Raw genomic sequence first — 14820 nt, forward strand, 5'->3', positions numbered from 1 at the left:
CAGCTGCGCCTGCGCCGTGCCGTCCTGCACCAGCCGTGCGGACAGCAGGGGCGCGGGCGGCTTGCCGGCAGGCTGCACCACGACGGGAATCGAATAGCGCAGGACGAACTGCATGCCCTGCCGCGTGGGGTCGTAGGCGGGGATTTCATCGACGATCACGCGGTACGCCTGCTGCGTGGCGGGTGCGGTCTCGTCTGCCCGCACCAGCCGGATCAGCTGGCGCTGGCCGGCGGCCAGGGCCTGCATCGGTGGGCTGGCAAGCAGCGCCCCGGTCGGCGTCAACTGGTCACGGCCGTCTGCCTGCTGCCACTGGAAGACGCGCACCTGCACCTGCACCGTTTCGGTGCCGCTGTTGCTGATCCACAGCGCCTCGGCGTTCTGCTGCGGCCGCAGTTCGAACTGGGTGGGGGATACCTGCAGGCTGGCGGCCAGGCAGGTGCTCGCGGGCAGGGCCAAAGCAACCCACGCCAGCATCCGCAGCCAGCGGTCGGTACGCAGCACCATCAGCGCCACCTCAATAGGTGATCGTGGCGGTGATGGTGTCCTGGTAGGCGCCCGGAGCGGCGTTGTTGACGCTCGGGTTGGCCACCTGGCCGTAGACTTGGTAGACTTGGTTGGCGCCCGTGCCGGTCGCTGCCTGGGTGTTGGTTCCGGTGGTCGAGCCCCAGACGACGCTGTGGCCGGCGTCCTGGTACAGCTGGTAGCCGACGAAGTTGTTGGCGGTCACTCCGGTATCGGTGTTGCGCATGCGCCGCGTGGTCACATCGGCCGCAGTCCCGGCATTGAGGCCGGCGTTGAGCGCGATCGTGTAGGGGGTGGATACGCTGCACTGGGCGGTCAGCGTGCCCTGGGCATTGAGCGGGGTGGTGGAACTGGCATCTGCGGCGCCGAAGTTGACGTTGGTCGCGGCGGCGGCGGTGATCGTGCAGGCCTTGTTGATCGTCAGCAGGACGTTGAAGGTCGTGGTGTCGGCAGCTGTTGCGGGGCCGGCCAGAAGCAGGGCCACGGCCCAGGTGAGTGGGGAACGGACTGCAGAGCGCATGGACAACCTCCCTGACCCGAGGGTCTGTTGAACAGGACGGTGCGGCACGTTCTGAGCCGCGTTGACGACGGTCCCGTTCAGCCTAGGCCGGGTAAGTGTCTGTATTCAGTGATATTTGCGTCGGATAAAGCGTTGGCCGGGTCACGTTTTCACGGTCCTTGCCGGATCCGTGCATCGTCAGTACGCCCAGTTGGGTGGCATTCGTTCAGATTGCGGCCGGATCGGCGATAATGGGTGCCATGAGCGTGAATCTGAAAACCCCGCAGGAAATCGAGGCGATGCGCATCGCCGGCCGCCTGGCCAGCGAAGTGCTCGACATCGTCACCCCCCACGTCAAGCCCGGTGTCACCACCGAGGAGCTGGACCGCATCTGCCACGACCACATCGTGAACGTGCAGGGCGCCACGCCGGCCAACGTCGGCTACCGCGGCTTCCCCAAGAGCGTGTGCACCTCGGTCAACAATGTCATCTGCCACGGCATCCCCAGCGAAGGGAAGGTGCTCAAGGACGGCGACATCATCAACATCGACGTCACCGTCATCAAGGACGGCTGGCACGGCGATACCAGCCGCATGTACTTCGTCGGCACGCCGTCGGTGATGGCCCGCCGCCTGGTCGAAGCCACCTACGAAGCGATGTGGCGCGGCATCCGCGCGGTGCGTCCGGGCGCGACCCTGGGCGACATCGGCCATGCCATCCAGAGCTATGCCGAAGGCGAGCGTTTCAGCGTGGTGCGCGAGTACTGCGGCCATGGCATCGGCAAGGTCTACCACGATGAGCCGCAGGTGGTGCATTACGGCCGCCCGGGCCAGGGCCTGGTGCTGCAGCCGGGCATGACCTTCACCATCGAGCCGATGATCAACCAGGGCAAGGCCGACACCAAGGTGCTGGGCGATGGCTGGACCGCGATCACCAAGGACCGCAAGCTCTCGGCGCAGTGGGAGCATACCCTGGTGGTCACGGCGACCGGGTACGAGATCTTCACCCTGCGCAAGGACGACACCATCGCCCGCACCTCGGCCTGAGCCACCCCAGCAGCCTTCGATGACAGGAACCTGACCCCATGCTCCAGCTCGACCCCGAACTGTTCGACCGTGGTCAGTTCCAGGCGGAACTGGCCCTCAAGGCCAGCCCCATACCCGCCTTCAAGAAGGCCATTCGCCAGGCGGGCGAGGTGCTGGACAAGCGCTTTCGCGCAGGCCACGCCATCCGCCCGCTGATCCAAGCTCGGGCCTGGCTGGTGGACAACGTCCTGCAGCAGGCCTGGAACCAGTTCGACTGGGGCGAGCAGGGCGGCATTTCCCTGGTGGCGGTCGGCGGCTACGGGCGCGGTGAGCTTCACCCGCACTCGGACATCGACCTGCTTATCCTGCTGGGAGAGGCCGAGCACGAACGGTATCGCGATGCCATCGAGCGCTTTCTGACCCTGCTGTGGGACATCGGCCTGGAGGTCGGCCAGAGCGTGCGCACCGTCGATGAGTGTGCCGAACAGGCCCGCGCCGACCTCACCATCATCACCAACATGATGGAAAGCCGCACCATCGCCGGCCCGGAAGCCCTGCGCCAGCGCATGCTCGAGGTCACCAGCACGGCGCACATGTGGCCGAGCCGCGAGTTCTTCCTGGCCAAGCGCGCCGAGCTGCAGGCGCGCCACCACAAGTACAACGACACCGAGTACAACCTCGAGCCCAACGTCAAGGGCTCGCCTGGGGGGCTGCGCGACATCCAGACCGTGCTGTGGGTGGCGCGCCGCCAGTACGGCACCCTGAACCTGCATGCCCTGGCCGGCGAAGGCTTCCTACTGGAAAGCGAGAATGCGCTCCTGGCCTCCTCCCAGGATTTCCTGTGGCGGGTGCGCTACGCCCTGCACATGCTCGCCGGCCGTGCCGAGGATCGCCTGCTGTTCGACCACCAGCGCAGCATTGCCGCCCTGCTGGGCTACAGCGACGAAAACCCCAAGCGTGCCATCGAGCAGTTCATGCAGCAGTACTACCGGGTGGTGATGAGCATCAGCCAGTTGTGCGACCTGATCATCCAGCATTTCGAGGAAGTCATTCTCGCCGACGACGACAGTGGTACCACCCAACCGCTCAATGCGCGCTTCCGCCTGCATGACGGCTACATCGAGGCCGTGCGCCCGAACGTGTTCAAGCGCACGCCGTTCGCCATGCTGGAAATATTCGTGCTGATGGCCCAGCACCCGGACATCAAGGGTGTGCGTGCCGACACGGTACGCCTGCTGCGCGAGCATCGGCACCTGATCGACGACACCTTCCGCAACGATATTCGCAACACCAGTCTGTTCATCGAACTGTTCAAGTGTGAAATCGGTATTCATCGCAACCTGCGGCGCATGAACCGCTACGGCATCCTCGGGCGCTACCTGCCGGAGTTCGGGCTGATCGTCGGGCAGATGCAGCACGACCTGTTCCACATCTATACCGTCGATGCCCATACCCTCAACCTGATCAAGCACCTGCGCAAGCTGCAGTACACACCGGTGTCGGAGAAATTCCCGCTGGCCAGCAAGCTCATGGGCCGCTTGCCCAAGCCCGAGCTGATCTACCTGGCCGGTCTCTACCACGACATCGGCAAAGGGCGTCAGGGCGATCATTCCGAGCTCGGCGCGGTCGATGCCCTCAAGTTCTGCGAGCGCCACCAGCTCCCAGCCTGGGACAGCCGGTTGATCGCCTGGCTGGTGCAGAACCACCTGGTCATGTCCACCACCGCCCAGCGCAAGGACTTGTCCGATCCGCAGGTGATCAACGACTTCGCCCTGCACGTGGGGGATGAAACACGGCTGGACTACCTCTATGTGCTGACGGTGGCGGACATCAACGCCACCAACCCCACCTTGTGGAATTCATGGCGAGCCAGCCTGTTGCGCCAGTTGTACACCGAGACCAAGCGTGCCCTGCGCCGTGGGCTCGAAAACCCGCTGGATCGTGAGGAGCAGATTCGCCAGACCCAGTCTTCGGCATTGGACACGCTGGTGCGCGAAGGCACCGACCCGGATGACGTGGAGCAGCTGTGGTCGCAGCTGGGGGATGACTACTTCCTCAAGCACACCGCCTCCGACGTGGCCTGGCACACCGACGCCATCCTGCAACAGCCGGCTGACGGTGGCCCGCTGGTACTGATCAAGGAAACCACCCAGCGCGAATTCGAAGGCGGGACTCAGATCTTCATCTATGCCCCTGACCAGCACGATTTCTTCGCCGTGACGGTGGCGGCCATGTCGCAGCTGAACCTGAACATCCACGACGCCCGCATCATCACCTCCAGCAGCCAGTTCACCCTGGACACCTACATCGTGCTGGACAACGACGGCGGTGCGATCGGCGACAACCCGCAACGGGTCAGGCAGATTCGCGACGGCCTGACCGAGGCGCTGCGCAACCCCGAAGACTACCCCACGATCATCCAGCGTCGGGTGCCGCGCCAACTCAAGCACTTCGACTTCCCGCCGCAGGTGACCATCCTCAACGACGCCCAGCGCCCGGTGACCATTCTCGAAATCACCGCGCCCGACCGGCCGGGCCTGCTGGCGCGGCTAGGGCGCATCTTCCTGGAATTCGACCTGTCGTTGCAGAACGCCAAGATTGCCACCCTGGGCGAGCGTGTGGAGGACGTGTTCTTCATCACCGACGCCGACAACCAGCCCCTGTCCGACCCGCAACTGTGCAGCCGCCTGCAGGAAGCCATCGTGCAACAACTGCAAGCAGGGCAGGCCAGCGCCAGCCCTGCCCGCGTGACCTTTTGACGACATGATTGACGAGACCTTGCGCCAATGAACCCTGCCTTGAGCCAGCTTCAGCCCTACCCTTTCGAAAAGCTTCGTGCCCTGCTGGGCAGCGTTACGCCCGCTGCTGACAAACGCGCCATTGCCCTGTCGATCGGCGAGCCCAAGCACGCCTCGCCACCCTTCGTGGCCCAGGCGATGGCCGACAACCTCGACAAGCTGGCGGTATACCCCAGCACCCTGGGCCTGCCTGCCTTGCGCCAGGCCATCGGGCAGTGGTGCGAGCGCCGCTTTGGCGTGCCTGCTGGCTGGCTGGATGCCGATCGTCATATCCTGCCGGTGAACGGCACCCGCGAAGCGCTGTTCGCCTTTACCCAGGCGGTGGTCGACCGTAGTGCCGATGGCCTGGTGTTGAGCCCCAACCCGTTCTACCAGATCTATGAAGGGGCTGCGCTGTTGGCCGGTGCCACCCCGTACTACCTGCCGTGCCTGGAAAGCAACGGCTTGAACCCCGACTTCGACGCGGTGCCCGACCACGTCTGGGCCCGTTGCCAGGTCCTGTTCCTGTGCTCACCCGGCAACCCCACCGGCGCCCTGGTGCCCATGGACACCTTGAAAAAGCTGATCGCACTGGCCGATGCGCACGATTTCGTGATCGCTGCCGACGAATGCTACAGCGAGTTGTATTTCGATGAGGATGCACCGCCACCGGGGCTGTTGTCGGCCTGTGCGGAGCTGGGGCGTAATGACTTCAAGCGCTGCGTGGTGTTCCACAGCCTGTCCAAGCGTTCGAACCTGCCGGGGCTGCGCTCGGGCTTCGTGGCCGGCGATGCCGACATCATCAAGCCGTTTCTGCTGTACCGCACCTACCATGGTTGCGCCATGCCGGTGCAGACACAGTTGGCCAGCATCGCCGCCTGGGAGGATGAGGCGCATGTGCGCGCAAACCGCGACCAGTACCGCGCCAAGTACGACGCCGTGCTGGCCATCCTCGAGCCGGTCATGGATGTGCAGCGCCCGGACGGCAGCTTCTACCTGTGGGCCAAGGTGCCGGGTAGCGATGCCGACTTCACGCGCGATCTGTTCGAGGCCGAGCACGTGACCGTGGTACCCGGCTCGTACCTGTCCCGTGAAGTGGACGGGGTCAACCCCGGCGCCGGACGCGTGCGCATGGCGCTGGTTGCCCCGCTGTCCGAATGCATCGAGGCGGCCGAGCGTATTCGCGCGTTCTTGCACACGCGCTGAAGCCTTTTAGGCAAGACGGGGCCAGTTCACTTGATCTGGCCCAGGTTAGCCTCGCTCATGTCCAGGTCGCCCAGCACATGCCGCACCACCTCGTCACCGAGCAGGTGCTGGCGGTGCAGGTTGTAGAGCTCCAGGCGCTGGGCCCGCAGCGCACGCAAGCGCAGGCGGCGCTCGAGCAGGTCCATCTGCTCGGCCAAGGCCCTGGCCTCTTCACTGTCATTGTGCCGGTCCAGCTGGTCGCGATACTCAGCCATCAGCCGAGCCTTCAATTCTGTAGCCAGTGTGGCCTGGGCGGCATCCTGCGGCGCGTTGGCATCGACCACCTCCTCGGCCTCCAAGGCGTGAATCGCGGCCTCAGCGGTGCGTCGCCAGGCTTCATGCACCTCTTGCTGCATGCGCTCGTCAGGGCTTTTGGTCACGCCGCGCAGTAAAAGCGGCAGTGCGACACAGGCACCGATCAACGACAGCAGGATGACACCGGCGGCAATGAAGATCAGCAGATCGCGCTCTGGAAACGCCTTGTCCGCGCCCATCAGCAACGGAATCGACATCACACCCGCCAGGGTGACGGCCCCTCGCACACCGCCCAGCGTGAGCAACCAGCACGAGCGTGCGGTGGGCAACATCACCAGCGCAGGCTTGCCGCGCCAACGGCGCAGAACCCCCACCAGGCGCCAGATACTCTGCACCCAGATGAACCGCAGCACGATCAGCGCCGCGAAGATGGCGACCACGTCCAGGCAGCGCCAGGCCAGGGTCGGCCACAGCGTGGTTTCATGGCTGACCACCGCCTTGACGATGTCGGGCAGTTGCAAGCCCAACAACAGGAAGATCAGCCCATTGAACGCGAACTCCAGCAGCGACCACACGCTACGATTGAGCAGGCGGGTGCTGGTCTGGCGTGGCAGCAGGTCGAGCCAGCTTTGCATCATGCCGGCCGCCACTGCCGAGAGGATGCCCGACACCCCGAGGCGCTCGGCCAGCACATAGGCCGCGAACGGCAGCAGCAGCATGAACACCACATGGGTGGCCGGGTCGTCCCAGCCGCGGCCGATCATCCAGGCACGCAGGCGGCCGACCAGCCAACTCAGCGCCACCCCCACGGCCAGACCGCCAAGCGCCACCAGTGCGAAGCTCAGGCTGGCATCGGTCAGTGAAAAGACACCGGTGATGGCCGCAGCCAGGGCGAACTTGAAGGTAACCAGGCCCGAGGCATCGTTCATCAGGGCCTCACCCTGGAGCATGTGCATCAACGGCGTAGGCAGGCGGTCCTGGGTAATGGCCGACACGGCCACCGCGTCAGTCGGCGACAGTACGGCTGCCAGCGCGAATGCCACCGGCAACGGGATGCTCGGCAACAACCAGTGGATGAAATAGCCCGCACCGACCACGGTGAACAACACCAAGCCCACCGCCAGGGCCACCACCGGGCCGCGAATGCGCCACAACGCGCGTTTGGGAATGCGCCAGCCATCGGCGAACAACAGCGGCGGCAAGAACAGAAACAGAAACAGTTCGGGGTCGAGGGCGACATGCAGCCCCAGTGTCGGCCAGGCCAGCAAAGCGCCAGCTGCGATTTGTACCAGCGGCAGAGGCAGGGGAATCAGGCGGCCGACCAATTTCGACACGCTGACCAGCATCAGCAGGATAAGGACGGTATAGGCGGACTGCATCCAGTGGGTCTTCCTTCTTCAAACGGCCCCGTACCCGAGGACAAAACGTACACCTGGATCAGCATGGTAACGGGTGACAAGCGTGCCTGGCCGCTGCACCAAGGTCGCAGGTGGCGAACTAATGTGTAACATGAAGATACATCTACCGCCCAAGGGTTCAGCCGGTATCGGGAAATGACCGGTGGTTTCGCTCAATTGGACGCACGTTCCCGCCCATGAAGGAAGGCAGCACGCGTTTGCAGAAGCAACCGCTGCCCGTTCAGGACAACCTCCCGTGGCGCCGTGCGGAGGGTTATCGCATAATCGCGCGACTGACATTCGGAAATGGAGAGATTGGGGCGACACGTATCCCCGATGCACACAATGACCTACACGCTCTACGGCATCAAAGCCTGCGACACCATGAAAAAGGCTCGCACCTGGCTCGACGACCAGGCCATCGCCTACGAATTCCATGACTATAAGACTCAAGGCATCGACCGTGACAGCCTGAACCGCTGGTGCGACGAGCACGGCTGGGAAACCCTCCTCAACCGCGCCGGCACCACGTTCCGCAAGCTCGACGACGCCAGCAAAGCCGATCTCGACCAGGCCAAGGCCGTCGAGCTCATGCTGGCCCAGCCTTCGATGATCAAGCGCCCGGTACTCGACCTGGGTACGCGCACGCTGGTGGGCTTCAAACCCGACCTGTACGCCGCCGCCCTGGCCTGAGTCCCTACCCTATTTAGCAAGAGGTAACCACATGTCCAATTCCCTGTTCAGCCTGGCCTTCGGTGTCGGCTCCCAGAACCGCCAGGGCGCCTGGCTGGAAGTGTTCTACGCACAGCCCCTGATCGACCCGAGCCCCGAGCTGGTCGCGGCCATCGCACCAATCCTTGGCTATGAGGGTGGCAACCAGGCCATCACCTTCAGCAACGCCCAGGCCGCGCAACTGGCCGACGCCGTCAGAAGCGTCGATGCCGCACAAGCCGCCCTGCTCACGCGTCTGGCAGAAAGCCACAAGCCGCTGGTAGCCACCCTGCTGGCTGAAGACGCCGCACTGGCCTCCACGCCCGAGGCCTACCTCAAGCTGCACCTGCTGTCCCACCGCCTGGTCAAGCCGCACGGCGTGAGCCTGGCCGGTATCTTCCCCCTGCTGCCAAACGTGGCCTGGACCAACATCGGCGCCGTGGACCTGGCCGAGCTCGCCGAGCTGCAACTCGAAGCGCGCTTGCGTGGCGAGCTGCTGGAAGTGTTCTCGGTGGACAAGTTCCCGAAGATGACCGACTACGTGGTCCCGGCCGGCGTGCGCATCGCCGACACTGCACGGGTACGCCTGGGCGCCTACATTGGCGAAGGCACCACCATCATGCACGAAGGTTTTGTCAACTTTAACGCCGGCACCGAAGGCCCGGGCATGATCGAAGGTCGTGTGTCGGCCGGTGTCTTCGTCGGCAAAGGGTCGGACCTCGGTGGCGGCTGCTCGACCATGGGTACCCTGTCCGGCGGCGGCAACATCGTCATCAAGGTCGGCGAAGGCTGCCTGATCGGTGCCAACGCCGGTATCGGCATTCCACTGGGCGACCGCAATACCGTCGAAGCGGGCCTGTACATCACCGCCGGGACCAAGGTGAACCTGCTGGACGAGCACAACGAACTGGTCAAGGTCGTCAAGGCACGCGACCTGGCGGGCCAGGCCGACCTGTTGTTCCGCCGCAACTCGCTCAATGGCGCCGTGGAGTGCAAGACCCACAAATCGGCCATCGAGCTGAACGAAGCCTTGCACGCACACAACTGAAAACCCCACCGGGTATGAAGTGTTAAGATCGGGTCTGGCGCCTCANNCAGCGCCAGACCCGATTTTCATTCCAGGCCCCGCGAATATGTTCCAGCCCTCCCCCTGGCGTGCCGATTTTCCTGCCATCGACGCCCTGCAACGCCAGCACCAGACCTACCTGGACAGCGCCGCCACCGCTCAGAAACCCCAGGCGCTGCTCGACGCTCTGGGCCATTACTATGGCAGCGGGGCGGCCAATGTCCACCGTGCCCAGCACCTGCCTGGCGCACGGGCAACCCAGGCCTTCGAAGCCAGCCGCGACAAGGTCGCCCACTGGTTGAATGTCGGACAGACCGGCCAGATCGTGTTCACCCATGGCGCCACGGCTGCGCTGAACCTGCTGGCCTACGGCCTGGAGTCTCGTTTCGAGGCCGGCGACGAGATTGCCATCAGCGCCCTCGAACACCATGCCAACCTGCTCCCGTGGCAGCAGCTGGCACACCGACGCAACCTGCGCCTGGTGATATTGCCGGTCGATGCACGCGGTTTCATCGACCTGGAGCGGGCGCTGCAGATGATCGGGCCACGCACCCGCGTCCTCGCCGTCAGCCAGTTGTCCAACGTGCTGGGCACTTGGCAGCCGCTGCCGGCCCTGCTCGCCCATGCCCGCGCACAGGGTGCACTGACGGTTGTAGACGGCGCCCAGGGTGTGGTGCATGGGCGCCAGGACCTGCAGCAACTGGGGTGCGACTTCTATGTGTTCTCCAGTCACAAACTGTACGGGCCGGACGGGGTGGGCGTTTTGTACGGGCGCGACCAGGCGCTGGGGCTGCTGCGCCATTGGCAGTTCGGCGGAGAGATGGTGCAACTGGCCGAGTACCAGCGCGCGAGCTTCAGGCCGGCGCCGCTGGGCCTGGAAGCCGGCACACCGCCCATCGCCGGGGTGATCGGCCTTGGCGCTACGCTCGATTATCTGGCGAGCCTGGACGCGGCGGCGGTGCTGGCTCACGAGGCCGGGTTGCATGCCCGGCTGATCGAGGGCCTCACGCAACGCGAAGGTATTCGCCTGCTAGGCCTGCCGCAGTGTGCGTTGGCCAGCTTCGTCGTGGAAGGGGTGCACAACGCCGATATCGCGCACCTGCTCACCGAACAAGGCATTGCCGTGCGGGCAGGCCATCACTGTGCGATGCCCCTGCTCCAGGGGTTGGGCCTGGACGGGGCGATCCGCGTGTCGCTGGGCCTCTACAATGACCAGGCCGACCTGCAACGCTTCTTCGAGGCGCTGGACCAGGCGCTGGAGTTGCTGCGATGACCTTGCCAGCACAAGCCGATCAGGCACTGGAGGCCTTTGCGCAGAGCAAGGGCTGGGAGCAGCGCGCGCGGCTGTTGATGCAGTGGGGGGACCGCCTGGAACCGCTGACTGAAGCCGAGAAGACCGAAGCCAATCGCGTTCACGGGTGCGAAAGCCTGGTCTGGCTGGTGGCCGATGCCGTGGACGGCCACTGGCGATTCAAGGCCAGCAGCGATGCACGCTTGCTGCGCGGTCTGCTGGCGCTGCTGCTGGTGAGGGTGCAGGGCTTGAGTGGTGAGGCGCTGCTGGCGCTGGACGTGCAGGACTGGTTCGGGCAACTGGGCCTTGAACGCCAGCTGTCACCCTCACGCAGCAACGGCTTGCATGCCGTGGTGCAGCGAATGGCGGTGCTGGCTTCTGGGCGTTGATGCCACCGCGCATTCACTCCGGCCGGACACGCTCCGATGGCCGCCTGGCGCCCGCTACCAGCTTCTCCACGGCTTTGCTGGCGGCAACCATGCCGAACGTGGCCGTCACCATCATCACCGCGCCAAAGCCGCCGGAGCAGTCCAGCCGTACGCCCTCGCCCACGAAACTCTTCTGCAGGCACACACTGCCATCCCCCTTGGGATAACGCAGCTGTTCACTGGAAAACACACAGGGCACGCCATAGTTACGGCTGACATTGCGCGAGAAGTTGTAGTCGCGGCGCAAGGTCGAGCGCACCCTTGAGGCCAGCGGGTCGTTGAAGGTCTTGTTCAAGTCCGCGATCTGGATCTGGGTCGGGTCGATCTGGCCACCTGCACCACCGGTGGTGACGATGCCGATCTTGCGCCGCCGGCACCAGGCTATCAGGGCTGCCTTGGCCATGACGCTGTCAATGCAGTCCACCACGTAGTCGAACTGTTCGGTGATGTACTCGGCCATGGTCTCGCGGGTGACGAAATCGGCCACCGCGTGGACCTTGCACGCCGGGTTGATGGCCCGCAGGCGCTCGGCCATCACCTCGACCTTGGGCCGGCCCACCTGCCCTTCCAGCGCATGGGCCTGACGGTTGGTATTGCTCACGCACACATCATCCAGGTCAAACAGGGTGATCTCACCCACCCCCGAGCGGGCCAAGGCTTCGGCCACCCACGAGCCCACCCCGCCAATCCCGACGATGCCCACGTGGGCCTGCTGCAGGCGCTGCAGGCCCTGGTCGCCATACAACCGGGCCACCCCTGCAAAACGTGGATCTTCTGTGCTCATGTCAATACCCCAAAAAACCGGCGCGCATTATAGGCCAGCCAGGCCATGCCCTGCACGGTTATGAAAGACACCTTAACCCTGCTTTAATGTCGTAACACTTCGACACTTATGGACGACAATGTCTTCACGTAAATTCGGCCTGAACCTGGTAGTGGTCCTGGCCATCGCGGCGCTGTTCACCGGTTTCTGGGCGCTGATCAATCGCCCGGTATCGGCACCGGCCTGGCCCGAACAAATCTCCGGCTTTTCCTACTCGCCGTTTCGCCTGGGTGAAAGCCCGCAGAAGGGCCAGTACCCGGACGACAACGAGATGCGTCAGGACCTGGAGCAGATGAGCAAGCTCACCGACAGCATCCGTATCTACACCGTCGAAGGCACCCAGGCGCACATCCCGAAGCTGGCCGAGGAATTCGGGCTGCGGGTAACGGTGGGGATCTGGATCAGCCCGGACCTTGAGCGTAACGAGCGCGAGATCGCCACGGCCATCGAACTGGCCAACACCTCGCGCAGCGTGGTACGGGTGGTGGTCGGCAACGAAGCCTTGTTCCGCGAGGAAGTGACGCCGGAAAACCTCATCCAGTACCTGGACCGTGTACGCGCGGCCGTGAAGGTGCCGGTGACCACCAGCGAGCAGTGGCACATCTGGAAACAGAACCCGCAACTGGCCAAGCATGTGGACCTGATCGCCGCCCACATCCTGCCCTACTGGGAATTCGTGCCCATGAAGGACTCGGTCGAGTTCGTCCTCGACCGTGCGCGGGAGCTGAAACACCAGTTTCCCCGCAAGCCGCTGCTGCTTTCGGAAGTGGGCTGGCCGAGCAATGGCCGGATGCGCGGTGGTGCCGATGCCACCCAGGCCGACCAGGCCATCTACCTGCGCACCCTGGTCAACACGCTCAACCGACGCGGCTTCAACTATTTTGTGATCGAAGCCTACGACCAACCCTGGAAAGCCAGTGATGAAGGCTCGGTCGGGGCCTATTGGGGCGTGTTCAACGCCGAACGCCAGCAGAAATTCAACTTCGAAGGCCCCGTGGTCGCCATTCCCCAATGGCGAGCCTTGGCAGTGGCCTCGGTGGTGCTGGCGATGATTGCACTGATGGTGCTGTTCATCGATGGCTCGGCCCTGCGCCAGCGTGGGCGCACCTTCCTGACGTTCATCACGTTCCTGTGCGGATCGGTGCTGGTGTGGATCGCCTACGACTACAGCCAGCAGTACAGCACCTGGTTCAGCCTTACGGTAGGCGTGCTCCTGGCCCTTGGCGCACTGGGGGTGTTCATCGTGCTGCTGACCGAAGCCCATGAGCTGGCCGAGGCGGTATGGACGCACAAGCGGCGGCGCGAATTCCTGCCGGTGCACGGCGACAGTGCCTACCGACCGAAAGTGTCGGTGCATGTGCCGTGCTACAACGAACCGCCGGAAATGGTCAAACAGACCCTCGATGCCCTGGCCGCGCTGGATTATCCGGACTACGAAGTGCTGGTCATCGACAACAACACCAAGGACCCGGCCGTGTGGGAGCCGCTCAAGGCCCACTGTGAAAAGCTCGGCGAGCGCTTCCGGTTCTTCCACGTCGCACCCCTGGCCGGTTTCAAGGGCGGCGCGCTCAACTACCTGCTCCCGCACACGGCCAAGGATGCCGAAGTGATCGCGGTGATCGACTCGGACTACTGCGTCGACCGTAACTGGCTCAAGCACATGGTGCCGCATTTCGCCGATCCGAAGATCGCCGTGGTGCAGTCGCCGCAAGACTACCGCGACCAGCACGAGAGCGCCTTCAAGAAGCTGTGCTACAGCGAGTACAAGGGCTTCTTCCACATTGGCATGGTCACCCGCAACGACCGCGATGCGATCATCCAGCACGGCACCATGACCATGACCCGGCGCAGCGTGCTGGACGAACTGGGCTGGGCCGAGTGGTGCATCTGCGAAGACGCCGAACTTGGCCTGCGGGTGTTCGAGAAGGGCCTGTCGGCGGCCTACGCCCACAACAGCTATGGCAAGGGCTTGATGCCTGACACCTTCATCGACTTCAAGAAACAGCGCTTCCGCTGGGCCTATGGCGCCATCCAGATCATCAAGCACCACGCCGCTGCCCTGCTGCGCGGCAAAGGCAGTGAATTGACCCGCGGCCAGCGTTACCACTTCCTGGCCGGCTGGCTGCCGTGGATTGCCGACGGCATGAACATCTTCTTCACGGTGGGGGCCTTGTTGTGGTCTGCCGCCATGATCATCGTGCCGCACCGGGTGGACCCGCCGCTGATGATCTTCGCCATCCCGCCGCTGGCGCTGTTCTTCTTCAAGGTCGGCAAGATCGTGTTCCTGTATCGCCGCGCCGTTGGGGTCAACCTCAAGGATGCACTGGCCGCTGCGCTGGCCGGGTTGGCGTTGTCGCACACCATCGCCAAGGCCGTGCTGTACGGGTTCTTCACCAGCAGCATGCCGTTCTTCCGCACGCCGAAAAATGCCGACAGCCATGGCTTGCTGGTGGCGATTTCCGAAGCGCGGGAAGAACTGTTCATCATGCTGCTGTTGTGGGGCGCTGCAGCCGGAATTTACCTGGTGCAGGGCTTGCCGAGCTCGGACATGCGCTTCTGGGTCGCCATGCTCCTGGTGCAGTCGCTGCCCTACCTGGCCGCGCTGGTGATGGCGTTTCTGTCATCACTGCCCAAGCCTGAAGCAAAGGCTACGGAAAAGGCTGTCGAGACGCCCTAGGCGTGAGGCCTTGCAGGCCGACCTGCCGGCCATCACCGGCAAGTCGCCTGCAAAAGGACTGCGTATTGTGCGAATGCGTGCAGGGCCGGGCTTGTCGGCGATTG

The 14820-nt window shown here is 64.3% G+C and carries 12 protein-coding genes; 8 read left to right on the forward strand and 4 right to left on the reverse strand.

All coding sequences use genetic code 11. The annotated features are described in order from the left end of the window. Both B2S33_RS18690 and B2S33_RS18695 read right to left on the reverse strand, forming a co-directional pair. The coding region (locus B2S33_RS18690) for a fimbrial biogenesis chaperone (protein ID WP_288650842.1) at positions 1 to 504 on the reverse strand (504 nt) is incomplete at its 3' end. 10 nt (positions 505 to 514) lie between these two features. After that, a complete protein-coding gene (locus B2S33_RS18695; RefSeq protein ID WP_164073412.1) occupies positions 515 to 1042 on the reverse strand; it encodes a Csu type fimbrial protein in 528 nt (175 codons plus the stop codon). Between the two features lie 239 nt (positions 1043 to 1281). Between B2S33_RS18695 and map the strand changes: the two genes are divergently transcribed. Genes map through dapC form a run of 3 tightly spaced genes read left to right on the forward strand, consistent with a single transcriptional unit; the run spans position 1282 to position 6029 of the window. Further along, a complete protein-coding gene (gene map / locus B2S33_RS18700; protein ID WP_288650844.1) occupies positions 1282 to 2067 on the forward strand; it encodes a type I methionyl aminopeptidase in 786 nt (261 codons plus the stop codon). A gap of 38 nt (positions 2068 to 2105) precedes the next feature. After that, on the forward strand, positions 2106 to 4805 hold the full coding sequence (locus tag B2S33_RS18705) for a [protein-PII] uridylyltransferase (protein WP_027913870.1): 2700 nt from the start codon (positions 2106 to 2108) through the stop codon (positions 4803 to 4805). A gap of 27 nt (positions 4806 to 4832) precedes the next feature. Continuing rightward, positions 4833 to 6029: a succinyldiaminopimelate transaminase gene (dapC, locus tag B2S33_RS18710; RefSeq protein WP_028686888.1), complete on the forward strand. Its 1197-nt coding sequence runs from the start codon at positions 4833 to 4835 to the stop codon at positions 6027 to 6029. A 26-nt stretch (positions 6030 to 6055) separates the two neighbouring features. Here dapC and B2S33_RS18715 read toward each other — a convergent pair whose 3' ends face one another. Next, positions 6056 to 7702, reverse strand: a complete 1647-nt coding sequence (locus B2S33_RS18715) for a Na+/H+ antiporter (protein ID WP_027913868.1) — start codon at positions 7700 to 7702, stop codon at positions 6056 to 6058. Positions 7703 to 8065: 363 nt separating this feature from the next. On the opposite strand from B2S33_RS18715, the gene B2S33_RS18720 reads away from it, so the two are divergent. From B2S33_RS18720 to B2S33_RS18735, 4 genes are all read left to right on the forward strand, one after another. After that, positions 8066 to 8413: an ArsC family reductase gene (locus B2S33_RS18720; protein ID WP_027913867.1), complete on the forward strand. Its 348-nt coding sequence runs from the start codon at positions 8066 to 8068 to the stop codon at positions 8411 to 8413. 31 nt (positions 8414 to 8444) lie between these two features. Then, positions 8445 to 9479 carry a 2,3,4,5-tetrahydropyridine-2,6-dicarboxylate N-succinyltransferase gene (gene dapD / locus B2S33_RS18725; RefSeq protein WP_027913866.1) on the forward strand — a complete coding sequence of 345 codons (1035 nt, stop codon included), beginning with the start codon at positions 8445 to 8447 and terminating at the stop codon, positions 9477 to 9479. Positions 9480 to 9564: 85 nt separating this feature from the next. Next, positions 9565 to 10770, forward strand: a complete 1206-nt coding sequence (locus B2S33_RS18730) for an aminotransferase class V-fold PLP-dependent enzyme (RefSeq protein ID WP_059183690.1) — start codon at positions 9565 to 9567, stop codon at positions 10768 to 10770. Then, positions 10767 to 11177, forward strand: coding sequence for a SufE family protein (locus B2S33_RS18735; RefSeq protein WP_027913864.1), 411 nt, complete (start codon positions 10767 to 10769; stop codon positions 11175 to 11177). Before B2S33_RS18730 ends, B2S33_RS18735 begins: the two co-directional genes overlap by 4 nt. Before the next feature lie 13 nt (positions 11178 to 11190). On the opposite strand, the gene tcdA is transcribed toward B2S33_RS18735, so the two are convergent. Then, positions 11191 to 12000 (reverse strand): tRNA cyclic N6-threonylcarbamoyladenosine(37) synthase TcdA, encoded by an 810-nt coding sequence (gene tcdA, locus B2S33_RS18740; RefSeq protein WP_023534048.1) that lies wholly within the window; start codon positions 11998 to 12000, stop codon positions 11191 to 11193. A 118-nt stretch (positions 12001 to 12118) separates the two neighbouring features. Between tcdA and B2S33_RS18745 the strand changes: the two genes are divergently transcribed. Further along, positions 12119 to 14716, forward strand: a complete 2598-nt coding sequence (locus B2S33_RS18745) for a glycosyltransferase (protein WP_027913862.1) — start codon at positions 12119 to 12121, stop codon at positions 14714 to 14716. Positions 14717 to 14820: the final 104 nt, after the last annotated feature.

The sequence above is a fragment of the Pseudomonas sp. UBA5568 genome (genome assembly GCF_002425525.1).
In the GTDB taxonomy this organism is placed as follows: Bacteria; Pseudomonadota; Gammaproteobacteria; order Pseudomonadales; family Pseudomonadaceae; genus Aquipseudomonas; species Aquipseudomonas fulva.